Source organism: Pseudomonas atacamensis, from assembly GCF_017167965.1.
Taxonomy (GTDB): domain Bacteria; phylum Pseudomonadota; class Gammaproteobacteria; order Pseudomonadales; family Pseudomonadaceae; genus Aquipseudomonas; species Aquipseudomonas atacamensis.
Window position 1 is genome coordinate 3,547,449 of the sequence record NZ_CP070503.1, and the last position, 22,663, is coordinate 3,570,111.

Annotated in this window: 21 protein-coding genes; 15 read left to right on the forward strand and 6 right to left on the reverse strand. The window is 59.9% G+C overall.

All coding sequences use genetic code 11. The features are described from left to right. Entirely contained in the window at window positions 1-909 is a 909-nt protein-coding gene (locus JWU58_RS15980; RefSeq protein WP_123442736.1) for a LysR family transcriptional regulator, read from the reverse strand. A 208-nt stretch (window positions 910-1,117) separates the two neighbouring features. On the opposite strand from JWU58_RS15980, the gene JWU58_RS15985 reads away from it, so the two are divergent. Beyond that, window positions 1,118-1,894, forward strand: a complete 777-nt coding sequence (locus JWU58_RS15985) for an SDR family oxidoreductase (protein ID WP_016774331.1) — start codon at window positions 1,118-1,120, stop codon at window positions 1,892-1,894. 48 nt (window positions 1,895-1,942) lie between these two features. Here the strand turns inward: JWU58_RS15985 and JWU58_RS15990 are convergent, their stop codons facing one another. After that, complete coding sequence (locus tag JWU58_RS15990; RefSeq protein WP_206420517.1) at window positions 1,943-2,836, reverse strand: LysR family transcriptional regulator; 894 nt, start codon at window positions 2,834-2,836, stop codon at window positions 1,943-1,945. A 95-nt stretch (window positions 2,837-2,931) separates the two neighbouring features. Here JWU58_RS15990 and JWU58_RS15995 point away from each other — a divergent pair, with 95 nt between their 5' ends. Then, complete coding sequence (locus tag JWU58_RS15995) at window positions 2,932-4,098, forward strand: MFS transporter (protein ID WP_016774330.1); 1,167 nt, start codon at window positions 2,932-2,934, stop codon at window positions 4,096-4,098. 12 nt (window positions 4,099-4,110) lie between these two features. Here the strand turns inward: JWU58_RS15995 and JWU58_RS16000 are convergent, their stop codons facing one another. Further along, entirely contained in the window at window positions 4,111-5,286 is a 1,176-nt protein-coding gene (locus JWU58_RS16000; RefSeq protein ID WP_016774329.1) for a XylR family transcriptional regulator, read from the reverse strand. 175 nt (window positions 5,287-5,461) lie between these two features. On the opposite strand from JWU58_RS16000, the gene xylA reads away from it, so the two are divergent. From xylA to JWU58_RS16030, 6 genes are all read left to right on the forward strand, one after another. After that, a complete protein-coding gene (gene xylA, locus JWU58_RS16005) occupies window positions 5,462-6,778 on the forward strand; it encodes a xylose isomerase (RefSeq protein ID WP_206420518.1) in 1,317 nt (438 codons plus the stop codon). Window positions 6,779-6,925: 147 nt separating this feature from the next. Next, window positions 6,926-7,927, forward strand: a complete 1,002-nt coding sequence (gene xylF / locus JWU58_RS16010) for a D-xylose ABC transporter substrate-binding protein (protein WP_016774327.1) — start codon at window positions 6,926-6,928, stop codon at window positions 7,925-7,927. A gap of 157 nt (window positions 7,928-8,084) precedes the next feature. Further along, entirely contained in the window at window positions 8,085-9,641 is a 1,557-nt protein-coding gene (xylG, locus tag JWU58_RS16015) for a D-xylose ABC transporter ATP-binding protein (protein ID WP_110599153.1), read from the forward strand. Beyond that, complete coding sequence (locus JWU58_RS16020) at window positions 9,642-10,778, forward strand: sugar ABC transporter permease (RefSeq protein ID WP_206420519.1); 1,137 nt, start codon at window positions 9,642-9,644, stop codon at window positions 10,776-10,778. A 524-nt stretch (window positions 10,779-11,302) separates the two neighbouring features. Further along, window positions 11,303-11,977 (forward strand): cysteine hydrolase family protein, encoded by a 675-nt coding sequence (locus tag JWU58_RS16025; protein ID WP_024012592.1) that lies wholly within the window; start codon window positions 11,303-11,305, stop codon window positions 11,975-11,977. A gap of 13 nt (window positions 11,978-11,990) precedes the next feature. Next, entirely contained in the window at window positions 11,991-13,352 is a 1,362-nt protein-coding gene (locus tag JWU58_RS16030) for a purine-cytosine permease family protein (RefSeq protein ID WP_125916004.1), read from the forward strand. Window positions 13,353-13,624: 272 nt separating this feature from the next. Here JWU58_RS16030 and JWU58_RS16035 read toward each other — a convergent pair whose 3' ends face one another. Beyond that, window positions 13,625-13,843, reverse strand: a complete 219-nt coding sequence (locus tag JWU58_RS16035; RefSeq protein ID WP_125916003.1) for a hypothetical protein — start codon at window positions 13,841-13,843, stop codon at window positions 13,625-13,627. Window positions 13,844-14,288: 445 nt separating this feature from the next. On the opposite strand from JWU58_RS16035, the gene JWU58_RS16040 reads away from it, so the two are divergent. From JWU58_RS16040 to JWU58_RS16070, 7 genes are all read left to right on the forward strand, one after another. Then, entirely contained in the window at window positions 14,289-14,546 is a 258-nt protein-coding gene (locus JWU58_RS16040) for a DUF6555 family protein (protein WP_039758965.1), read from the forward strand. Window positions 14,547-14,819: 273 nt separating this feature from the next. Next, window positions 14,820-15,815, forward strand: coding sequence for a C4-dicarboxylate TRAP substrate-binding protein DctP (gene dctP / locus JWU58_RS16045; protein WP_024012588.1), 996 nt, complete (start codon window positions 14,820-14,822; stop codon window positions 15,813-15,815). Window positions 15,816-15,877: 62 nt separating this feature from the next. After that, window positions 15,878-16,510 carry a TRAP transporter small permease gene (locus JWU58_RS16050; protein WP_024012587.1) on the forward strand — a complete coding sequence of 211 codons (633 nt, stop codon included), beginning with the start codon at window positions 15,878-15,880 and terminating at the stop codon, window positions 16,508-16,510. Beyond that, window positions 16,507-17,790: a C4-dicarboxylate TRAP transporter large permease protein DctM gene (dctM, locus tag JWU58_RS16055; RefSeq protein WP_206420520.1), complete on the forward strand. Its 1,284-nt coding sequence runs from the start codon at window positions 16,507-16,509 to the stop codon at window positions 17,788-17,790. The genes JWU58_RS16050 and dctM overlap by 4 nt, the downstream gene beginning before the upstream one ends. An 83-nt stretch (window positions 17,791-17,873) precedes the next feature. After that, window positions 17,874-18,824 carry a TAXI family TRAP transporter solute-binding subunit gene (locus JWU58_RS16060; protein WP_024012586.1) on the forward strand — a complete coding sequence of 317 codons (951 nt, stop codon included), beginning with the start codon at window positions 17,874-17,876 and terminating at the stop codon, window positions 18,822-18,824. A gap of 71 nt (window positions 18,825-18,895) precedes the next feature. Then, window positions 18,896-20,923, forward strand: coding sequence for a TRAP transporter permease (locus JWU58_RS16065; protein ID WP_206420521.1), 2,028 nt, complete (start codon window positions 18,896-18,898; stop codon window positions 20,921-20,923). After that, entirely contained in the window at window positions 20,920-21,345 is a 426-nt protein-coding gene (locus JWU58_RS16070; RefSeq protein WP_206420522.1) for a DUF1850 domain-containing protein, read from the forward strand. Before JWU58_RS16065 ends, JWU58_RS16070 begins: the two co-directional genes overlap by 4 nt. On the opposite strand, the gene JWU58_RS16075 is transcribed toward JWU58_RS16070, so the two are convergent. Further along, on the reverse strand, window positions 21,346-22,080 hold the full coding sequence (locus JWU58_RS16075; RefSeq protein WP_206420523.1) for an NADPH-dependent F420 reductase: 735 nt from the start codon (window positions 22,078-22,080) through the stop codon (window positions 21,346-21,348). Window positions 22,081-22,142: 62 nt separating this feature from the next. Beyond that, entirely contained in the window at window positions 22,143-22,574 is a 432-nt protein-coding gene (locus JWU58_RS16080) for a MarR family winged helix-turn-helix transcriptional regulator (protein WP_206420524.1), read from the reverse strand. Between the last annotated feature and the right edge of the window lie 89 nt (window positions 22,575-22,663).

The window sequence follows — 22,663 nt, forward strand, 5'->3', positions numbered from 1 at the left end:
TCAAGCCTGATCAGCCTGCCTGGCGCGAGCCAGTTCGATGAATGCCCTGGCGGCCGCAGAGGGATTGCGGCGGTTCGGGTAGTACAGGCACAACCTGTCTCGGGGCGGGGTCCAGTCCTCGAGTACCTGCACGAACTCGCCGGTGCGCATTTCGTCACGAACGTCCTGCTCCATGAAAAAGCCCAGCCCCATGCCCGCCTGCACCGCGACCTTGACCACGCTCGATTCATCCAGCGTAAGCGGACCGTTCACATCCAGACGGGTAACTTCTCCGTCCCGCTCGAAATACCAGGGGAAAATCGCCCCGTTCGGTAGTCGCACACGGATACATCGATGCCCGGGCAGATCGGACGGCGTGCGCGGTTTGCCGTGTTGTGCAAAATAACCCGGCGAACCGACCACCGCGTAACGTTGCGGCGGGCCGACAGGCACCACAATCACGTCGTTGGGCACCAGGCCTGCCGAGCGCACGCCGAAATCGAAGCCGTCAGCCACGATATCCACCAGCCGGCCTTCGGTTACAAGGTCAATATGGACTTTCGGATGCTGCTGCAAAAACTCGATCACCAGTGGCAGCAGCGCCGAACGCGCAGCGCTGGCGAAGGCGTTGATGCGCAACGTGCCCGAGGGCCCAGCGTTCTGCGAGCGCACTGCGTCGAGTGCCGCACGCAAATCCTGCAAGGCTGGCCCCACCTGTTCGAGAAACACTCTCCCCGCTTCGGTGATGGCGACGCTGCGGGTGGTGCGGTTGAACAGTCGCGATTCGAGGCGCGCTTCCAGTTGCGCAATGGTGTTGCTCAGCGCGGTGGTGGAGACGTCGAGATCAATGGCGGCCTGGCGAAACGACCCCCTTCGAGCCACGGCTATGACGGCGTCCAGTTCATTGAGGGCCAAGCGATCCTGAACCATGGATTGTCCTGTTTTTCGGGATAGGTCATTAAGGTTTGTCCCAGTTGAACAAACCATCTGTGGCGCAGCAAGATGACTCCAGTTAATCAATCAGGAGTCAGCCAATGAACCTTCAACATCCCGCCGTCGTGCAGACGCATGTCACGGTCATCGACGAGAAAGAAATCTACGACGCGCCCCATCAATTCCGAGCGCTGGAGATTTCGCCATGCTGAATTCAGGATTGACTGGCAAGCGGGTCCTCGTCACCGGCGGTACCAAAGGAATCGGCAAAGCCGTTGTGGATTGGTTCATAGCCGAGGGCGCGAAAGTCATCACCTCGGCTCGGCAAGTGGACGTCCAAATGCCGGGCGCACTGCTGGTCGCGGCTGATCTTTCGACCCGGGAAGGTTGTGACGTACTCATCGCAGCGGTCCAACAGCAACTGGGCGGCGTCGACATAGTGGTTCATGTCCTGGGTGGCTCGTCGGCCCCCGGTGGTGGTTTTGCAGCGCTGGACGACGAGCAGTGGCAACGCGAGCTCAATCTGAATCTGCTGCCGGCGGTGCGCCTCGATCGCGCCCTGCTGCCGGGCATGCTCGAGCGTCGTAATGGCGTGGTGATCCATGTCACGTCCATCCAGAGTCGACTGCCACTGCCGGAATCCACCACAGCGTACGCGGCGGCCAAGGCTGCGCTGTCGACCTACAGCAAGAGCCTGTCGAAAGAGGTGTCGCCCAAAGGGGTCCGTGTGGTTCGGGTTTCCCCGGGCTGGATCGAAACCGAAGCATCGGTGGCATTGGCCGAGCGACTCGCGCAGGAGGCAGGCACTGACTATCAGGGTGGCAAGGACATCATCATGCAAGCCTTGGGCGGTATTCCGCTCGGCCGCCCATCGACGCCAGCTGAAGTGGCTGAGCTGATCGGGTTTGTGGCGTCGCCACGAGCGGCTTCGATCACAGGAAGTGAATTTGTGATCGACGGCGGGACCATCCCGACAATCTAGCCGGCAGTTTGCGGGTCAGGGATGACTCGCTGAATCCGACCGGCACGCTTACATCCGATGCCGCTCCAGCAAAAAATCCACAAACAACCGCACCCGCACCGGCATCGCCGCGCCGCCCACGAACACCGCATGAATCGGTTCCTCATCGCCCGGGTTAAACGTTTGCAGCAGCGGGATCAGCGTGCCGCGCTGCAAGTCTTCCCTGACGGTGAACTCGCCGATGCGCGCAATTCCGGCGCCGAGTCTGGCGAACTGTGCCAGCGCTTCACCGCTGCTGCATTCGATGTTGCCGCTGACCTTCAATGAAAACTCCTTGCCGTCGCGGATGAACGGCCAGTTGGCTTCGGCGCGGCGGAAGTTGAAGCGCAGGCAGTTGTGCTTGAGCAGGTCTTCCGGTTCGAGAGGTGTGCCGTGGCGTTTCAGGTAATCGGACGATGCGACCACGACTTGGCCGGTGTGGCCGAGCCGGCGTGCGGTCAACGGGCTGTCGGGCAGATGGCCGAAGCGTATGGCGACGTCCGCCTGGCCGGCGAGGATGTCGACTACCTCGTCGCCGAGGCTGAGGTCGACGACGATGTTCGGGTAACGGGCGGTGAAGGCTGCGACCAGCGGCACAATGGTCAGCCGTCCATGGCCAAGGGCGGCACTGACACGCAAGCGGCCCTTGGGTACGCCTTGATCGGTAATGGCCCCTTCGACCTCGTCCATGTCGGCGAGAATTCGCCGGGCACCGCGCAGGAAGGCCTCGCCCTCGGCGGTAAACGTCAGCGCGCGGGTGGTGCGCAGCAGCAAGCGGGTGCCAAGTCGTTGTTCAGCGCGGGCGATGATCCGACTGACCGCCGAAGGCGTCAGCCCCAACGCACGCGCAGCCGCTGAGAGGCTGCCCTCCTGCGCCACGGTGACGAACACGCTCATTTCCCCTGATCTGCCGTTGAAGTCCATTCGTGCCTCTTACGCAAAGGTGATTGCCAAAATCGCCATCTACCGCCTGAAAACGATGGATCGTAGCATTGGCGGCATAGATGAGGAGACTTTCCATGCGTATCAATCCACCACTTGTTGCACTCGCTGTCGGCGCCTTTGGCATCGGCGTCACCGAGTTCGCGCCGATGGGCATGTTGCCCGGCATCGCCGCCGATCTCGGCGTTTCCATTCCCGCTGCGGGGTTGCTGGTCAGTGCCTACGCCTTGGGCGTGCTGCTCGGCGCGCCGCTGATGACCCTGACCACTGGCAAGATCCCGCGGCGCTATCTGCTGATCGGGCTGATGGCGATTTTCACCCTGGGTAACCTGATGTCGGCGCTGGCTACCGACTACTACAGCCTGATGGTCGCCAGGGTGATCACCTCGCTCAATCACGGCGCATTCTTTGGGGTCGGCTCTGTGGTCGCCGCCAGTGTGGTCGCGCCGGAAAAACGTGCCGGCGCCGTGGCGGCGATGTTCATGGGCCTGACGTTGGCAACTATCGGCGGTGTACCGCTGGCGGCGTGGTTTGGTGAGCTGTTCGGCTGGCGCACGGCGTTCTGGGGCATTACCGGCCTCGGCGTGCTGACCATGATCGCCTTGTGGTTCGCCCTGCCCAATCTGAAAGCAGAGCAAGGCGCGGGTGCGCTGGCGGAAATTCGTGTGCTAGGCCGCGGTCCGGTGCTGGCCGCACTGGCCCTGACCGTGGTCGGCTCGAGTGCGATGTTCACCGTGTTCACCTACATCGCGCCGATTCTCAGCAGCGAAACCCACGCCTCCGCCGCGTTCATCACCGCCATGCTCGTGTTGTTCGGCATCGGTTTGACCCTGGGCAATATGTGGGGCGGCAAGGCTGCCGACCGTTCGATCGACCGCACCCTGATCGTGTCGCTGAGCGCATTGATTGTGGTTTTGCTCGCATTCACTGTGCTGATGCGCTGGCCGTTGCCGGCCGCCGTGGCCATTCTGATCTGGGGTATCGCCAGCTTCGCTCTGGTGCCGCCGCTGCAGATGCGCGTGATGGAAGCCGCCAAGGACGCGCCGAATCTGGCTTCGGCGGTGAACATCGGCGCGTTCAATTTCGGCAACGCGATCGGCGCGGCGCTGGGTGGCGCGGTGATCAATGCCGGGCTGGGTTATCCGGCGATTTCCCTGGCCGGCGCGGCGATGGCTGGTCTGGGCCTGCTGATGGTGCTGACGTTCGCCTGGCGCTCCAGAGCCAGTGCCGCTGCGCTGGCGTAAGTCTTCGCAGCGCTACGCCCCGCCCTGCTGATATTCGCGGGGCGTGCAGCCGAACTCGCGACGAAACACCGTGTGCAGATATTGCGCAGACTTGAAGCCGCAGGCCTGGGCAATGTCGGCAATCGCAGCATCGGTGTTCTTCAAACCGCTGGTAGCCGCCGCCAGTTTGAAACGCAGAATCTCGTCATGCACGCTGCAACCGCGCTCGGCGCGGAAATGCGCTTCGAGCGATGAGCGCGACACCCCGACATAGGCCGCCACTTGCGCGGTCTTGATGCCCTGACAGGCATATTGGCGGATGAACAGCAGCGCTTGCATGACGTAGGGATTGCCCAGTGGTTGGTGCAGGCTCGAAACCTGCACGTTGACCGCGTCCGGCGGAATCAGAATCTGCGTACCGGTGGACGGCATGCCGTGGAGCATCTGGTGCAGCAATTGCGCGGCGGTGCGGCCCATGGTTTCGGTGCCCTGAATCACCGAACTCAGCGGTACGCGAGTCAGGCTGCGGGTCAGCGGGTCGTTGTCGATGCCGATCAGCGCGACCTGCTCCGGCACGGCAATGCCGGCGGTCAGGCAGGCTTGCAGCAACTGCCGGGCGCGGGCGTCGCTGACGGCGATGATGCCGATCGGTTTGGGCAGGCTGTGCAGCCAGGCGATCAGCTGTTCGACGGCGCTGTCCCACAGCGGTGCGCTGGTGCCCATGCCGCGATAGATCTCGGCGTGGAGGCCGTCGCGCTGCATCAGTTTGCGAAAAGCCTTTTCCCGCTCCTGCGCCCAGCGATTAGCTTGTGCCTCGGGCAGGCTGAAACAGGCAAAGCGCTGCAACCCCGCCTCGACCAGATGCGAGTAAGCCAGCGTGATCAATGCGTTGTTATCGGTGGCGACATAGGGAATCGCTTTCGGATAGGCGCGTGCATCCTCGTAGGAACCGCCCACCGCCACCACCGGCAAATGAATGTCGGCCAGCGCCTCGCCAATCAGCGGATCGTCGAAGTCGGCAATGATCCCGTCGCCCTGCCAGCGCTCGATGCCTTTCAGGCGGCAGAGAAAATCCTCTTCCAGAAACAGGTCCCAGGAAGCGCGGGTGCTGCTCAGGTAGTTGCCGATGCCGCTGATGATTCCACGGTCGTAGATCTTGCTGCCGTTGAACAACAGGGCGATGCGGTGCACGGGCGGTAGGCTTTTCATTGTTTTTAGGCTGTTCCGGGTCGCTTCGTCGCGGCGACGATGGACACAGACTAGGCCTGCGAGCGCTGAAGCTCAATACGCAAAATCGCACTCGCAGTTGAGGCTTTTCATAATCAGCGGGCACGGGGCCGTTGCTAGTATCGAGACACCGCCAAGAACAACAAGGACAAGGTCCATGCAGTATTTCCCCAATATCGAGCCGGTTCGCTACGAAGGCCCGAACAGTGATTCGCCCCTCGCTTTCCGCCACTACGACGCCGACAAACTGATCCTCGGCAAACCCATGCGCGAACACCTGCGCATGGCCGCCTGCTACTGGCACACCTTCGTCTGGCCGGGCTCCGATGTGTTCGGTGCCGGCACCTTCAAACGCCCGTGGCAACGCAGTGGCGAACCGATGGAACTGGCTATCGGCAAGGCTCAAGCCGCATTCGAGTTCTTCAGCAAACTGGGCATCGATTACTACTGCTTTCACGACACGGACGTCGCCCCCGAAGGCAACTCGCTGAAGGAGTACCGCGAACACTTCGCGCAAATGGTCGACCGCCTCGAACAGCATCAGGAACAAAGCGGCATCAAGCTGCTCTGGGGCACCGCCAACTGCTTCAGCAATCCGCGTTTTGCCGCCGGCGCTGCGAGCAATCCCGATCCGGAAGTGTTCGCCTGCGCCGCCGCGCAAGTGTTCAGCGCGATGAACGCCACCCATCGGCTCAAAGGTTCCAACTACGTGTTGTGGGGTGGCCGTGAAGGCTACGAAACCCTGCTCAACACCGATCTGAAACGCGAGCGCGAACAACTCGGGCGCTTCATGCGCATGGTGGTCGAGCACAAGCACAAGATCGGTTTCACCGGCGACCTGCTGATCGAGCCCAAGCCGCAGGAGCCGACCAAGCACCAATACGATTACGACAGCGCCACGGTGTTCGGCTTCCTCCAGCAGTACGGTCTGGAGAAGGAAATCAAGGTCAACATCGAGGCCAACCACGCGACCCTGGCCGGCCACAGCTTTCATCACGAAATCGCCACCGCCGCCTCGCTGGGAATTTTCGGCAGCATCGACGCCAACCGTGGCGATCCGCAGAACGGCTGGGACACCGACCAGTTCCCCAACAGCATCGAAGAAATGACCCTGGCGACCTATGAAATCCTCAAGGTCGGCGGTTTCAAGAATGGCGGTTTCAATTTCGACTCCAAGGTGCGCCGGCAGAGCCTCGACGAGATCGACCTGTTCCACGGCCACGTCGGCGCCATGGACGTTCTTGCCTTGTCGTTGGAACGCGCCGCCGCGATGGTTGAGAACGATCAACTGCAAGTGCTCAAGGATCAACGCTACGCCGGCTGGCGTCAGCCGTTCGGGCAAGCGGTGATGGCGGGCGACTTCAATCTCGAGTCGCTGGCCGAGCACGCGTTCAGCAACGAGCTGAACCCGCAAGCCGTCAGCGGCCGCCAGGAAATGCTCGAAAACATCGTCAACCGTTACCTGTATCGCTGATCGCCGAGACCCTCTGCCGACGCAACGACGCTGTGACAATTGCACGACAATTCTGTGCCTGCTGCGTCGGCAGATTCTCTACAGTTCTACCAGCCCGATTCATCGTCAGGCCGTGTCTTTCCAACAAAAATAAAAGGACGCACCACCATGAAGAACTTGAAACGTACGCTGTTGGCCAGTGCCCTGGCGTTGTTGGCCCTGCCGGTAATGGCCGACGCCACCCACCCGAAAATCGGTTTCTCCATTGACGATCTGCGTCTGGAACGCTGGTCGCGCGACCGCGATTACTTCGTCGCGGCGGCGGAAAAAATGGACGCCAAAGTCTTCGTGCAATCGGCGGACGCCAACGAGCAGAAGCAGATTTCGCAGATCGAAAACCTCATCTCTCGCGGCGTCGATGTAATCGTCATCGTGCCGTTCAACGCCACGGTGCTGACCAACGCGGTGGCCGAGGCGAAGAAAGCCGGAATCAAAGTGGTGTCTTACGACCGGCTGATTCTCAACGCCGATGTCGACGCCTATATCTCCTTCGATAACGAAAAGGTCGGCGAAATGCAGGCCGGCGGCGTGCTGAAAGCGGCGCCCAAGGGCAATTACTTCTTGCTGGGTGGCGCGCCCACCGACAACAACGCCAAGATCCTCCGTGAAGGCCAGATGAAAGTGCTGCAACCGGCCATCGACAAGGGCGATATCAAGATCGTCGGCCAGCAGTGGGTCAAGGAATGGAACCCGACCGAAGCGCTGAGCATCGTTGAAAACGCCCTGACCCGTAACAACAACAAAATCGACGGCATCGTCGCCTCCAACGACGCTACCGCTGGCGGCGCCATCCAGGCATTGGCCGCGCAGCAACTGGCCGGCAAGGTGCCGATTTCCGGTCAGGACGCCGACCTCGCAGCCGTCAAACGCGTGATCGCCGGTACGCAAACCATGACCGTGTACAAACCGCTGAAACTCATCGCCTCCGAAGCAGCCAAGCTCTCGGTGCAACTGGCGCGCAACGAAAAACCGGCCTACACCTCGCAGTACGACAACGGCAGCAAAAAGGTCGACACCATCCTGCTCACGCCAACGCCGTTGACCAAGGACAACATCGACTTGCTCGAACAGGACGGCTTCTACACCAAGGCGCAGATTGCCGGGCAGTGATCCGGTCGTAAATCTTGATCAGACCTGTGGGAGCGAGCCTGCTCGCGAAAGCGGAGTGTCAGTCAGTAAAGCTCTGGCTGAAAAGGCCCCTTCGCGAGCAGGCTCGCTCCCACACAGGTTCAGTGGTGTTTGAGTCCTTGGTATACGAGCCTTTTCCATGTCCGACTATCTGCTGCAAATGAACGGCATCGTCAAAACCTTCGGCGGCGTCAAAGCGCTCAACGGTATCGACATCAAGGTCCGGCCCGGTGAATGCGTGGGCCTGTGCGGCGAGAATGGCGCCGGCAAGTCGACGCTGATGAAGATCCTTTCGGCGGTCTATCCCCATGGCACCTGGGACGGCGAAATCCTCTGGGACGGGCAACCGCTCCGGGCGCAATCGATCAGCGAAACCGAAGCCGCCGGCATCGTCATCATCCATCAGGAACTGACCCTGGTGCCGGACCTGTCGGTGGCGGAAAACATCTTCATGGGCCATGAGCTGACGCTGCCGGGCGGGCGCATGAACTACCCGGCGATGATCCACCGCGCCGAAGCCTTGATGCGTGAATTGAAAGTGCCGGACATGAACGTTTCGCTGCCGGTTTCGCAGTACGGCGGTGGTTATCAGCAACTGGTGGAAATCGCCAAGGCCCTGAACAAACAGGCGCGTCTGCTGATCCTCGACGAACCCTCCTCGGCCCTGAGCCGCTCGGAAATCGAAGTGCTGCTCGACATCATCCGCGACCTCAAAGCCAAGGGGGTCGCCTGCGTCTACATCTCGCACAAACTCGATGAAGTCGCCGCCGTGTGCGACACCATTTCGGTGATCCGCGACGGCAAACACATCGCCACCACCGCCATGGCCGACATGGACATTCCACAGATCATCACGCAGATGGTCGGGCGCGAAATGAGCAACCTCTACCCCAGCGAGCCGCATGAGATTGGCGAGGTGATTTTCGAGGCGCGCCACATCACCTGCTACGACGTCGACAACCCCAAGCGTAAACGGGTCGATGACATTTCCTTCAGCCTCAAGCGCGGCGAGATTCTCGGTATCGCAGGGCTGGTCGGGGCCGGCCGCACCGAACTGGTCACCGCACTGTTCGGCGCCTACCCCGGACGCCACGAGGGCGAAGTCTGGCTGGACGGCCGACCGATCGACACGCGCACGCCGCTGAAAGCGATCCGCGCCGGCCTGTGCCTGGTGCCGGAAGACCGCAAGCGCCAAGGCATCATTCCCGACCTCGGCGTCGGCCAGAACATCACCCTCGCCGTGCTCGAGAGCTACTCGAAAATGACCCGCATCGATGCCGAAGCCGAGCTGGGCTGCATCGACCGGGAAATCTCCCGTCTGCATCTGAAAACCGCAAGTCCGTCCCTGCCAATCACCAGCCTGTCGGGCGGTAACCAGCAGAAAGCCGTGCTGGCGAAAATGCTGCTGGCCAAACCGCGCGTACTGATTCTCGACGAGCCGACCCGAGGCGTGGATGTCGGCGCCAAGTACGAGATCTACAAGTTGATGGGCGCGCTGGCCGCCGAAGGCGTGTCGATCATCATGGTTTCATCGGAACTGGCCGAAGTGCTCGGCGTCTCCGACCGCGTATTGGTGATCGGCGAAGGCCAGTTGCGCGGCGACTTCGTCAACCATGAGCTGACCCAGGAACAGGTACTCGCCGCCGCCCTCAGCCAGCCCGGCAGCCATAACAATAATGATCGGAAAACCGCGTAAATGAATCAGGTCAAACAACTGTTCACCCGCTACAAGATGCTCGCGCTGGTATTTGCCGTGGTGCTGATCTGGCTGTTCTTCAGCTGGCAGACCGAGGGCGGCTTCCTCACCCCGCGCAACCTTTCCAACCTGCTGCGGCAGATGTCGATCACCGGCATCCTCGCCTGCGGCATGGTGCTGGTGATCATCAGCGGCGAGATCGATTTGTCGGTGGGCTCATTGCTCGGCCTGCTGGGTGGCCTCGCGGCGATACTCGACGTGGTCTATCACATTCCGTTGCTGGCGAATCTGAGTCTGGTCGCCCTGTGCGGCCTGATGATCGGCCTCGCCAACGGCTACATGGCGGCGTACTTGCGCATACCGTCATTTATCGTCGGGCTCGGTGGCATGTTGGCGTTTCGCGGGATTTTGCTGGGGATCACCGGCGGCACCACCATCGCCCCGGTATCGCCGGAGCTGGTCTATGTCGGCCAAGGTTATCTGCCCCACGCGATCGGCAATGGCCTGGGTGTGCTGCTGTTTGCGCTGACAGTGTTCCTGACCTGGAAACAACGACGCAATCGCGCCCTGCATGGCCTGGCGGCGCATTCACTGGTTCGTGATGTTGTGCGCGTGCTGGTGATCGGCGCGGTGCTGGCCGGTTTTGTTCAGACCCTCAATAGCTATGACGGCATTCCGGTGCCGGTGCTGCTGTTGCTGATTCTGCTCGGGGTGTTCAGTTACGTCACCAGCCAGACCGTGTTCGGCCGCCGGGTCTATTCGGTCGGCAGCAACATGGAAGCCACGCGCCTGTCAGGCATCAATGTGCAGGCGGTCAAGCTGTGGATCTTCGGCATCATGGGCGTGATGTGCGCCCTCGCCGGCGTGGTCAACACCGCACGCCTCGCCGCCGGCTCACCGTCCGCCGGCAGCATGGGCGAGCTCGACGCCATCGCCGCCTGCTTCATCGGCGGCACCTCCATGCGCGGCGGCTCCGGCACCGTCTACGGCGCCCTCCTCGGCGCGCTGGTGATCACCAGTCTGGACAACGGCATGTCCATGCTCGACGTCGATAGCTACTGGCAGATGATCGTCAAGGGCAGCATTCTGGTGTTGGCGGTCTGGGTGGATGTGAGTACGCGTACGGCGCGGCGTTGATCGCCGCGAGCCTGGAGGGATCTGCTTCAAAAGGGAGCAAGAACGCAAGCCGCTGCTACGCTACGTAACACAATATTATGGAATACCAGATACCACAAAACATTGCTTTGAACGCTTGGTCCGCTCTGGCTCAATGGCTTCGAAGGCCTTGCACAGCTTGGCCCGTATCTTGCTCCTCCAGTGCATATCGCGCTCAAGGTCTATGGCCATGCCTGCATCCTCCGCAAATTTCGGCGACGCTCACACCCGCTCTTCAAGCGCGGTGTGTGCGTTGCCGTGCGCAGCCATGGCGCGTTATCTCCGTCGATTCCGCTCTTCGTCCTCCATCGTGCTGCCGCAGCTGCCATCCTGCGTGAGCGCGAAGCAAAACGGTTTCTGGCAGATAGTCAGGTAACACCTCCCCACGAGAGTCTCTCTCGATCTCTCGCAGTTTCCGCCTTGGCGGATCGCTGCGCACCGTCATTACCGAGTTTTCTGGTGAGTCCCTCCGGCTCGCCCGACGCTCTGCATCCGGAACAAACCTGATGAACCAAAACACCGCCTTGCTTGTGATCGATATGCAAAAGGAAGATGGCTTCCCGCTCGAACGCTTCGATCAAGTGGTCGATAACGCCGCATCCCTGATCGATCGCGCTCGCCAGTTGCACATCCCGATTTTCTATACCCGCCATGTCAACGACGCTCCGGGCCGCGATCTGGCGCTGGGCGAACCGGTAGACGACCAAGGCAGGCCAACGACTTACCGCGCCGGCACATCTGCGATCGAGATCATTGACGCTCTGGCGCCTCGAGACGCTGACGTCGTCATCGATAAACGCCGCTACAGCGCCTTCCACGGCACCCGTTTGGCTCAGATGCTCAACCGCCGAGGCATCAAGCACCTGGTGGTCATCGGCGTGCTGACGGATGTGTGTGTCATGAGCAGTCTGTTCGACGCCTATCAGCACGACTTCCAGATCAGCCTTGTCGCTGACGCCTGTAGTGCGACTACAGAGGGAGCGCATTACTCGGCACTGTTCATCCTTTCCAACTGGCTGTACGGGCTGGAGCTCTTCACCACCGAGCAGTTGTCGAGACGCTGGAACAACGAGCCGGCAACATCGCTTCGAACCGCCGAACCCGATCACCTCGCCTTCCAGCCAGATGAATTCCCACAAGTCGTAGCGCGCTTTCAACGCCGCCTCGTCGACGCCTGCTGAACGGAGAACAGACATGAAAGTTGAAAAACGCAGCATCGACTTTATCCCTGAGAGCGAGCGTCACGGTCGGCCCCGTTCCTTGTTCTTCGTCTGGTTTGGTGCCAACGCCAACATCACCACGGTAGCGGCTGGAGTGTTGCCCATCAGCCTGGGACTCAATCTTTTCTGGAGTGCGCTATCGATTCTTATCGGTTCGCTGATTGGTGCAATCTTCATGGCTTCGCACTCCGCACAGGGGCCGAGACTGGGTATTCCGCAGATGATCCAGAGCCGGGCACAATTCGGGGTTTTCGGCGCTATCGTACCGCTGCTGTTCGTCATGCTTATTTATTTGGGCTTTTTCGTCAGCAACACGCTGTTGGCTGCTCAGGCGGTGAGCGACCTGAGCCCGTTGAGCACCGCTGGCAACATCGCTCTGCTGGGCGCGGCATGCTTCCTGGTCGCGCTGTTCGGCTACCAATTGATTCATCGCGTACAGAAGCTGCTTTCGCTGATTTCGATTGCCGTGTTCGGCATCGCCACCCTGCTCGCTCTCGCGCTGCCGATAGAGGCCGGCCAATGGACCGCGCAGGGTTTCAATCTGGTCAGCTTCCTCGCCTCTGTCAGTATCGCGGTCACTTGGCAACTGTCCTACGCACCTTACGTGGCGGACTACTCTCGCTATTTGCCGAGCGACACTTCCGCCCGCCAAGTGTTCTGGTACAGCTATGCCGGTACCGTTATCGGCGGAAGCTGGATGATGTTGTTAGGCGCCGTACTGGCCAAGGGCATGGTGGGGTTCTCCGATAACGTCGGGCTGCATCTTATAGGCCTGCTCGGAGGAGGCACGCTGCTGATGGTGGCATTCGTGCTATACGGCCAGATCGCCATCAATGTGTTCAACCTGTATGGCGCTTTCATGTCGACGATCACGATGATCGAGCCTTTCTCTGCGCTCAAAATCACCCCGTCTGTACGTGCGGGATTCCTGCTGATCATCTGCACGATCGCAACCGGTTTATGCACATTGGCGCAGGACGACTTTCTGCAGTTCTTCCTGAATTTCATTTTTTTCATGAGCTACTTTCTGATCCCCTGGACGGCGATCAATCTTGTCGACTATTACGCGCTGCGCAAAGGCGTTTACCGGATTGCCGACATCTTCGATCCGGCAGGCATCTACGGTCGGGTGAACTGGACAGCAATCGCAGTATTCCTTTGCACCATTGCTCTGGAAATTCCGTTCATGAACACCTCCATGTACGTCGGGCCTGTTGCCACCAGCCTGCAAGGCGTAGACCTGGCGTGGGTCGTTGGCTTGCTGTGCCCTGCGTGCGCTTACTACGCCCTCATGCGCCGGCGCGGTTCGCTGTTGATCAAGGCATCGCAAGTTTGATGTTCGCAGGCTGAGAGCGTTTGTGCTCTTCTATCGGAACAGTACTGAGGCCCGTATTCACGGGCCTCTTACTTCCTGTGCAAGTTTGTGTAACATACGGGAAACTGGACGATTCGATTTATACGTAAGTCAAAACAATTACTGGCAGTGATTTATTGTCAGGGACATGATCAACGGCCCAACCCAACTCTCTGCAGTTGTACAAGCGCAGCGGTAATCGTTGAGTCTTGCCGAATTTCATCAGCCGCCTCGTTTGCGAGCTGAAGCGAACATCAGCGTTTCGCTGATGGCTTGAACTGACGATCAATGTCCAACATCTTCGCGGCACACAAGGCCAGGCGCTGACTGATCACCCGCTCCTGCTCGTTTTTGAGACATTTTTCACAAAGCCCGGCATGTCCGGCACTTGCCTTATAACGCTCCGCTTGCGGCGAGGTTTTGTACAGCTTATTGCACTTTGTACAAGTGTGGCGCAGCTCGTCGTTTTCCATGGCCCTTCTTCCTGTCAAGGCACAATCGGGTCATTAACCATTACATGAGCTTCGCTGAATCAGTACAGGAAATTGTTCGTTTATCGCCTCGCTTGCGAAGCTTGCTAACTAAAATATTCCACTGGTTAACTGCACCAACGTACCAATTTTACAGTATCGGCAGCGATCTACAGATTACGCGCTAGTTAAACGCAGCGATGTTCCTCGTCAATATCAAATGACATTCAAACGCCATCACACCGGACAAGCGTCGATATATTGTGCCGTTTCGCTTAGTTACGCTGATCAAACTTTCGCAATCACATAAGGAGCGTTGTTATACCGCAAGCGCATGCTTGTATAAGTGATTTTTCAACCGGTGCGGACGCATGTCGAGATGTTAGAAAAAACTGTGAATTTCCTGGCGCGAGGAACATCCCTCTTTCATGAGTAACAGGAGAGCCTCATGAGCCAGACAGATTTGTACATGATCAAGTACCGACTTCACGGTGTGCCCAAATCCTTCATTATCCGCGCCAAATTGATGAACAACGCAGAAGCCTGGCAGTGGGCGAGTTGTGATGCCGGGTTGACGCCAATTCCCAAGCCAGGCCGGCCTCCATTGAAGCGCTTCTCGAAACCGATGGCCGAGCGATTCGGCGTCACCGACGTGCAATGGCACGAATCAAAGGCCGTGTGTTGGGACGAGGACCTGGCGATATGAGAATCCCGCGCCGCCAACCCGAGGCCTATCTGCCCGGTTCACCTTCAGCAGCGGGCACTTGAAATTCAAACATCACTCGTCGCCGGGTAATCCCCATACCGTTCACGGCCCTGACGGAACCACGTACTCAGTTCACTCGCTACTGTTTTGCGGTTTTCTGGTCAATTCCCCGGCAAATCAGATATTTCTGCCTAGACTTGAACATGTCTCGGCACTTGAACGCGTTCAGCGCGTCGAGCGGTCATCACAATAAAAACAAGAGGAATCACCCAGATGCTCAGATCTCTGTTCAGCGCACTTGCCTGCGCTTTGGCGGTAAGCAGCATGAACCCGGCCATGGCGGCAGACCCGGTGATCATAAAGTTCTCGCATGTGGTCGCTGACCAGACGCCCAAGGGGCAAGGTGCGTTGCTGTTCAAGAAACTGGTCGAGGAACGCTTGCCGGGCAAGGTCAAGGTCGAGGTGTATCCCAACTCCTCGCTCTTTGGTGACGGCAAGGAAATGGAAGCGCTGTTGCTCGGCGATGTGCAGATGATTGCGCCGTCGCTGGCCAAGTTCGAGCAGTACACCAAGTCAGTGCAGTTGTTCGACCTGCCCTTCCTCTTCAATGACATCAACGCTGTCGACCGCTTTCAACTGAGCCCGCAGGGTCAGGGTCTGCTCAAATCCATGGAAAGCAAAAACATCACCGGCCTGGCTTATTGGCACAACGGCATGAAACAACTGTCGGCCAACAAGCCACTGCGTGTACCGGCGGATGCGCGCGGCCTGAAGTTCCGGGTGCAGGCCTCGGCGGTGCTGGAGGAGCAATTCAAGGCGGTGCGCGCCAATCCGCGCAAGATGAGTTTTGCCGAGGTATACCAAGGCCTGCAGACCGGTGTGGTCAACGGGGCGGAGAATCCTTACTCGAACATCTACAGCCAGAAGATGCATGAAGTGCAGAAATACATCACCGAATCCAACCACGGTGTACTGGACTACATGCTGATCACCAACACCAAATTCTGGAACGGCCTGCCGCCCGACGTGCGCAGCGAACTGGACAAGATCGTCGTGGAAGTCACCACCCACGTGAACAAGGAAGCCCAGCAACTGAACGAGGGTGACAAACAGCGCATCCTTGCCGCCAAAACCACGGAAATCATCACGCTTACGCCAGAAGAACGTGCGCAATGGCGCGATGCGATGAAACCGGTGTGGAAGAAATTCGAAGGCGAAATCGGCGCTGAGCTGATCTCTGCTGCCGAAGCCGCAAACCAGGCGCAATAATCGCAAGGCAGGCGCCGCTGCGTCGGCGCCTGCCCGTCTTCACTCGACGTGAGATGCCATCCATGAAAGCGCTTCGGCGAATCTGGGAACACTTCGAGGAAGGCTTCATCGTCTTCCTTCTGGCGGCCATGACCCTCGTCACGTTTGTCTACGTGATCCTCAATAACTTCTACAGCCTGTTTTATTGGCTCGCCGATCATTGGCCGGCGGCCAGTGTTCCGCTGTTCGCTGTTGGCGATCAGATCATGGGCATGGCACAGGCCATGACCTGGAGCACCGCCCTGACCAAAGCGCTGTTCGGCTGGCTGATTTTTTTCGGCCTGGCCTATGGCGTGCGCACCGCCGGGCATATCGGTGTCGACGCACTGGTCAAACTGGCGCGCAGATCGGTACAGCGTTACATCGGCATCCTCGCCTGCCTGTGCTGTCTGGCCTACGCGGGGCTGCTCGCCGTCGCCAGCTTCGAATGGATCGAAACCTTGATGAACGCCGGTATCGGCGCCGAGGATCTCGGCCATTTCGGCGTCATGCAGTGGCATATCGGGTTGATCGTGCCGCTGGGCTTCGCGCTGGTGTTCATCCGCTTCGCTGAAATTCTCCTGCGTATCCTGCTCAACCGTCAGACCGGCCTCGGCCTGGCCGATGAAGCGGCCGACGCGCTGAAACTTGCCGAACACGAGGATGACAAGCCATGACCATCGCCTTCCTGTTCGTGGCCCTGTTCGCCTTGATGTTCATCGGCGTGCCGATCGCCATCTCGCTGGGGCTGGCCGGCTCCTTGACGATCATTTTCTTCAGTCCCGACTCGGTGCGCTCGCTGGCGATCAAACTGTTCGAGACCTCGGAACACTACACGCTGCTGGCCATTCCGTTTTTCCTGCTGGCCGGGGCCTTCATGACCACTGGCGGCGTCGCCCGCCGGCTGATCGACTTCGCCAACGCCTGTGTCGGGCATATTCGCGGCGGCCTGGCCATCGCGGCGGTGCTGGCCTGCATGCTGTTCGCCGCCCTCTCCGGTTCAAGCCCCGCCACGGTCGCTGCGGTGGGCTCGATTGCGATTGCCGGGATGGTCCGTTCCGGCTACCCGCAGGCGTTCGGCGCAGGGATCATCTGCAACGCCGGTACGCTGGGTATCCTTATCCCGCCGTCGATTGTGATGGTGGTTTACGCCGCCGCTACAGAAACCTCGGTGGGCAAGCTGTTCATGGCCGGCGTGGTGCCCGGTCTGCTGCTGGGCACCGCATTGATGGTGGCAATCTACATCGTCGCGGTGAAGAAAAATCTCCCCGCCTTGCCGCGCGCGACGCTTCGCGAGTTTCTGAGTACGGCACGCAAAGCAATATGGGGCCTGTTGCTGATGGTGATCATCCTCGGCGGCATCTATTCGGGCATGTTCACCCCGACCGAAGCTGCCGCAGTGGCAGCCGTCTATTCGGCCTTCATCGCCTTGTTCGTCTACAAGGATCTGACCATTCGCGAGACCCCTAAAGTTCTGCTCGACTCGGCCAAACTGAGCATCATGCTGATGTTCATCATTGCCAACGCCATGCTGTTCGCCCACGTGCTGACCACCGAGCAGTTACCTCAACAAATCACTGCCTGGGTGATCGAAGCCGGGCTGACGCCGGTGACGTTTCTGCTGATGGTCAACATTGTGCTGTTGATTGCCGGCGCGTTCATGGAACCGTCAGCGATCATCCTGATCCTGGCGCCCATCCTCTTTCCCATCGCGATGAAACTGGGCATCGATCCGATTCACCTCGGCATCATCATGGTGGTCAACCTTGAGATCGGCCTGATCACGCCACCGGTGGGCCTGAACCTGTTCGTGACCTCGGCGGTGACCGGCATGTCCTTGCCCGCCACAGTCAAAGCCGCGATGCCCTGGTTGTCGATTCTGCTGCTGTTCCTGATCCTGATTACTTACGTGCCATGGATCTCACTGGTGCTGCCGAACTGGCTGGGGATGAACTGACGTCGTGACGATCACGTTCAGCCGGGACCGGCTAGAGTGCAATCACTCTGCTTAAAACCATAACAAGACGGAGAAGTGCCCCCATGCGAGTCAAAACACGCTTTGCCCTGCTGGCCGCCGCCACGCTGACCCTTAGCAGTGCCGCGCAGGCCGCGCCCGTGTTCATCAATATCCTCACCGGCGGAACCAGTGGGGTTTACTACCCGATCGGGGTCGGTCTGTCGCAAATCTACAGCGACGGTATTGCCGGCTCGAAGACATCGGTGCAGGCCACCAAAGCGTCGGTAGAAAACCTCAACCTGCTACAGGCCGGTCGCGGCGAATTGGCCCTGGCTTTGGGCGACTCAGTGGCCGACGCCAAAAACGGCGTGGAGGACGCCGGTTTCAAAGCCCCACTGACCAAATTGCGCGCCTTGGGCGGTGCCTATCCCAATTACATTCAAATCGTCGCCAGCAAAGAGTCGGGGATCAAAACCCTCGCCGATCTAAAGGGCAAGACCATCTCGGTGGGCGCCCCAAAATCCGGGACTGAATTGAATGCGCGGGCGATATTCAAAGCGGCCGGCCTGACCTACGAGGACATGGGCAAGGTGCAATATCTGCCGTTTGCCGAATCGGTGGAATTGATCAAGAACCGGCAACTGGACGCCACCCTGCAATCGTCGGGACTGGGCATGGCCGCCATTCGCGACCTGTCGTCGGTGATGCCGCTGAACTACGTGGCGATCCCGAGTGAAGTGGTGGCAAAAATCGGCAATCCGGCCTACCAGAGCGCAATGATCCCGGCCAACACCTACGACGGACAGGCCGAAGCCGTGCCTACCGTGGCAATCACCAATATTCTGGTGACCCGCGCCGACCTGCCGGATGACGTCGTCTATGACATGACCCGCCTGCTGTTCGACAACCTGGGGCGCTTGGGTAACTCCCATTCGGCGGCCAAGGACATCAAGCTGGAAGCGGCTGCGAAAAACCTGCCGATCGCGCTGCACCCCGGGGCCGAGCGCTACTACAAGGAAAAAGGCGCTTTATAAGCGCTTGTGCGCAGTGGCGTGACGGCCACTGCAGCGTCGATTCCTTTGCGTGGTCATGAGGAAGGCAGCCAATGAGTGACGAGCATCACGGTATTTCCGCGAACCCACGGGACTGGCCGAAAACCCTGTTTTACGTAGCGTTGCTGTTCTCGATTTTCCAGATCGTCACCGCAGCCTTCTCTCCTCTCTCCAGCCAGGTGCTGCGTGCGGTGCACGTCGGTTTCCTGCTGTGGGTGGTGTTTCTCAGTTATCCGGCACACGGCACAGACCGTCCGTGGCAACCGCTGGCCTGGCTGCTGAGCCTGGCCGCCATCGCTACCGCGCTGTATCAATGGGTGTTCGAGGCCGATCTGATCCAGCGCTCCGGTGACCTCACCTCGGCCGACCTGATGATCGGCATCGTATTGATTGCTCTGGTCTTCGAAGCCGCGCGACGGGTCATGGGCATCGCGCTGCCGGTGATTTGCGGGCTGTTCCTGGCGTACGGTCTGTTCGGGGAATACCTGCCCGGCGAACTGGCCCATCGCGGCTACGGTTTCGACCAGATCATCAATCAGCTGTCGTTCGGCACCGAAGGGCTGTACGGCACGCCGACTTATGTGTCGGCGACCTACATTTTCCTGTTCATCCTGTTTGGCGCATTCCTTGAGCAGGCCGGCATGATCAAGCTGTTTACCGACTTCGCCATGGGCTTGTTCGGGCACAAGCTGGGAGGCCCGGCAAAAGTGGCCGTGGCCTCGTCGGCGTTGATGGGGACAATTACCGGCTCCGGGATCGCCAACGTCGTGACCACCGGCCAATTCACCATTCCGCTGATGAAGCGCTTTGGCTATCGCGCCGCGTTCGCCGGCGGCGTGGAAGCCACCTCCAGCATGGGCAGCCAGATCATGCCTCCAGTGATGGGCGCGGTTGCCTTCATCATGGCTGAAACCATCAATGTGCCCTTCGTCGAAATCGCCAAGGCGGCGCTGATTCCGGCCCTGCTGTATTTCGGTTCGGTATTCTGGATGGTCCATCTGGAAGCCAAGCGCTCCAACCTCAAGGGCTTGCCCAAAGACCAATGCCCCAGCGCTTGGGGCGCGGTGAAAGCCCGCTGGTATTTGCTGATTCCTCTGCTGGTCCTGGTTTACCTGCTGTTTTCCGGGCGCACACCGCTGTTCTCGGGCATGGTCGGCCTGGCATTGACTGCCATCGTGATTCTTGGCTCGGCGATCATTTTCCGGGTGCACAGCTTTGGCCTGCGCTGTGCGTTCTGGATTGCCCTGGGCGTGCTCTGCACAGGTTTTTTCCAGCTCGGCATCGCGGTGATTTTCGCGGTCATTGCCGTCCTGGTGCTGGTCTGCGCTTTCATCAAGGGCGGTCGCGAAACGCTGCTGATCTGCCTGCACGCGCTGGTCGAGGGCGCCCGCCACGCGGTACCGGTGGGCATCGCCTGCGCACTGGTCGGCGTCATTATCGGCATCGTTTCGCTCACCGGCGTCGCTTCGACGTTTGCCGGCTACATCCTCGCCATCGGCCGCGACAACCTGCTGCTGTCGCTGATCCTGACGATGATTACCTGCCTGGTGCTGGGGATGGGCATTCCGACCATTCCCAACTACATCATCACCAGCTCGATCGCCGCGCCCGCCCTGCTGGAGCTGGGCGTGCCACTGATCGTGTCGCACATGTTCGTGTTCTACTTCGGCATCCTCGCCGACCTGACCCCGCCGGTCGCCCTCGCCTGTTTTGCCGCCGCGCCGATCGCCAAGGAAAGCGGCTTCAAGATCAGCCTGTGGGCCGTGCGCATTGCGCTGGCCGGTTTCGTCATCCCGTTCATGGCGGTCTACAACCCGGCGCTGATGCTGCAAGGCGACAACTTGTGGGCAACTGCCTACATGCTGATCAAGACTCTTCTGGCGGTTGGTCTCTGGGGCATGGCGTCTACCGGTTTTCTGCAACAGAAAATGCTGATCTGGGAACGGGTGCTCAGTCTCGGCGCCGGCGCCCTGCTGATCGTGGCACTGCCGGTGACCGATGAAATCGGCTTCGCACTCGGGATTCTGGTAATCGTGCAACACGTCTGGCGCTCGCGGCGCGCAGCAACGGCCAATGCATGATCGGCTTGTGCCTGGGTCTGGCCGGCAGTATCTGGGCACAGTTGCCGGTAGCGAACTTCACCCTGGCATGGAACCACAGCATCGAAAAGATCCGCTGGGAGGAAGACTACCGCGTCACGGCCCAAGGGCTGGTTCTTGAGCGGGCCAGGGTTCGCGGCAACGGCGCTGGCATGGAGATACCCGACGATGCCCGGCTGGAGAACGGCAGTTGGCATTTCCGACGCCACTTGCCGCCGCTGCAACCACTGCAATTGGGCCGAACCCCGCAGGCCGGCGATTACCAGTTATGCATGGATGGCGAGTGCGAACTGGTCAGCCGATGGGTTGGGCCGGCCACTGTCAGCGAGCCGTTTTTGCAGTTGTGGGGGTGTGAGATGACCACGCTATCGCCATCGCATGAACGCCAAGCCGCTCATTTCTAATCAGGCGGTCATTTCCCGATTGATCGCAACCATCTGCTCGCGGGTGAACTCAGTGCCGGGCGCCATGAATCGGGCCATCAAGGCATCGCGGTTCAGCGGCGCGCGGGCCTTGTCCGCAGCTTCGAGCGCCTGCTTCAGTTCCGGCAAGGTCAGTTCGGTGCAGTAAGCCGGGGTCCCGGGTTGTTGACGCCATGACTGCTGAAGGCTGCCCGCAGCGAGCGCGGTGAATCCGGTTTCTTCGACCAGATCCTGAGCGATCGCCTCGGCACGCACATCATCGCCGGCGACTGGCAAGGCGATGCGAGTTGCGGATTCGGCAGGTTGACCTTGATCGGCCAGCGTAGCGGCGAGTACGGCATTCCACGCTTTGATCAGCGGGCGGCCGATCTGCTCGCTGACCCAGACGCTTTCAGGCTTGCCCTCGTCCACTTCCTTGATCGCCCCATCACGCTGCGGGTAGTAATTGGAAGTATCGATGACCACGACTTGCTCGGGAACCTGGCTCAGCGTCTGCTTCAAATCAGGGTATCGGGCGAAGGGAATCGACAGGATGATCACATCGACATCGGACACAGCCTGCTCTTTGGTGACAGCCTTGGCACCGACTTCTTCAGCGAGTGCCTGAATGCTTTGCGGGTCTTTCGAGTTGGCCAGTTTGATCTTATGACCGCACGCAGCCAGCTTGCGCGCCAGTGTTGCGCCGATGTGGCCGGCGCCGATAATTCCGATGTTCATTTCAAAACCCTCTCTGTTACGTGTGTTATCGCCCGGTTGAGCGCGCTTTTGGACTGGTGGGCTCAGTCAGCCGCCGGATGGGCAAGCGCATCCAGCGTCAGACGAAGCGCCTCAATCCCCTGCTCATCAAGCTGGCAGGCCGTCTTGATCTTGCCGGTGATGGCTCTGATGTCGTCTTCCATGGCCCGGCTTTCGGGCGTCAGGTCGATCAGCACGCGGCGCTCGTCTGCCGGATCGCGCTTGCGCGTGACCAATCCGGCGCCTTCCAGACGTTTGAGTAGCGGCGTTATGGTTCCCGCGTCCATGGCCAGGTAAGTGCCGAGTTCGCCCACAGACAATGGCGCGCCATCCAGAAGCTGCAGGATCACCAGATACTGCGGAAAGGTTAAGCCCAGTGGTTCCAGATACGGCTTGTGCAAACGCACGACCCGGTTGGCTGCGGCGTAGAGGGAGAAAGACAGCTGCGTTCCCACCTGATTTCGGTTCGAGCTCATTTCATAGTTCGCTATTGTATAGTGCACTATATATTTCATGAGAACGACAGGTGTGTCAACCGGGCAAGCTCGCGCGGTACTGATCAGCA

Excerpts from the sequence above, each read along its gene's own strand:
- JWU58_RS16050 (WP_024012587.1), top strand. The coding sequence starts at position 15,878 with ATGAAAGCGCTTCGGCGAATCTGGGAACACTTCGAGGAAGGCTTCATC.
- JWU58_RS16070 (WP_206420522.1), top strand. The coding sequence starts at position 20,920 with ATGATCGGCTTGTGCCTGGGTCTGGCCGGCAGTATCTGGGCACAGTTG.
- JWU58_RS16035 (WP_125916003.1), bottom strand. The coding sequence starts at position 13,843 with ATGGAAAACGACGAGCTGCGCCACACTTGTACAAAGTGCAATAAGCTG.
- JWU58_RS16065 (WP_206420521.1), top strand. The coding sequence starts at position 18,896 with ATGAGTGACGAGCATCACGGTATTTCCGCGAACCCACGGGACTGGCCG.
- JWU58_RS16060 (WP_024012586.1), top strand. The coding sequence starts at position 17,874 with ATGCGAGTCAAAACACGCTTTGCCCTGCTGGCCGCCGCCACGCTGACC.
- JWU58_RS15985 (WP_016774331.1), top strand. The coding sequence starts at position 1,118 with ATGCTGAATTCAGGATTGACTGGCAAGCGGGTCCTCGTCACCGGCGGT.
- xylG (WP_110599153.1), top strand. The coding sequence starts at position 8,085 with ATGTCCGACTATCTGCTGCAAATGAACGGCATCGTCAAAACCTTCGGC.
- JWU58_RS16000 (WP_016774329.1), bottom strand. The coding sequence starts at position 5,286 with ATGAAAAGCCTACCGCCCGTGCACCGCATCGCCCTGTTGTTCAACGGC.
- dctM (WP_206420520.1), top strand. The coding sequence starts at position 16,507 with ATGACCATCGCCTTCCTGTTCGTGGCCCTGTTCGCCTTGATGTTCATC.
- JWU58_RS15980 (WP_123442736.1), bottom strand. The coding sequence starts at position 909 with ATGGTTCAGGATCGCTTGGCCCTCAATGAACTGGACGCCGTCATAGCC.
- JWU58_RS15995 (WP_016774330.1), top strand. The coding sequence starts at position 2,932 with ATGCGTATCAATCCACCACTTGTTGCACTCGCTGTCGGCGCCTTTGGC.
- JWU58_RS16030 (WP_125916004.1), top strand. The coding sequence starts at position 11,991 with ATGAAAGTTGAAAAACGCAGCATCGACTTTATCCCTGAGAGCGAGCGT.
- xylA (WP_206420518.1), top strand. The coding sequence starts at position 5,462 with ATGCAGTATTTCCCCAATATCGAGCCGGTTCGCTACGAAGGCCCGAAC.
- JWU58_RS16040 (WP_039758965.1), top strand. The coding sequence starts at position 14,289 with ATGAGCCAGACAGATTTGTACATGATCAAGTACCGACTTCACGGTGTG.
- JWU58_RS16080 (WP_206420524.1), bottom strand. The coding sequence starts at position 22,574 with ATGAGCTCGAACCGAAATCAGGTGGGAACGCAGCTGTCTTTCTCCCTC.
- xylF (WP_016774327.1), top strand. The coding sequence starts at position 6,926 with ATGAAGAACTTGAAACGTACGCTGTTGGCCAGTGCCCTGGCGTTGTTG.
- JWU58_RS16020 (WP_206420519.1), top strand. The coding sequence starts at position 9,642 with ATGAATCAGGTCAAACAACTGTTCACCCGCTACAAGATGCTCGCGCTG.
- dctP (WP_024012588.1), top strand. The coding sequence starts at position 14,820 with ATGCTCAGATCTCTGTTCAGCGCACTTGCCTGCGCTTTGGCGGTAAGC.
- JWU58_RS16075 (WP_206420523.1), bottom strand. The coding sequence starts at position 22,080 with ATGAACATCGGAATTATCGGCGCCGGCCACATCGGCGCAACACTGGCG.
- JWU58_RS15990 (WP_206420517.1), bottom strand. The coding sequence starts at position 2,836 with ATGGACTTCAACGGCAGATCAGGGGAAATGAGCGTGTTCGTCACCGTG.
- JWU58_RS16025 (WP_024012592.1), top strand. The coding sequence starts at position 11,303 with ATGAACCAAAACACCGCCTTGCTTGTGATCGATATGCAAAAGGAAGAT.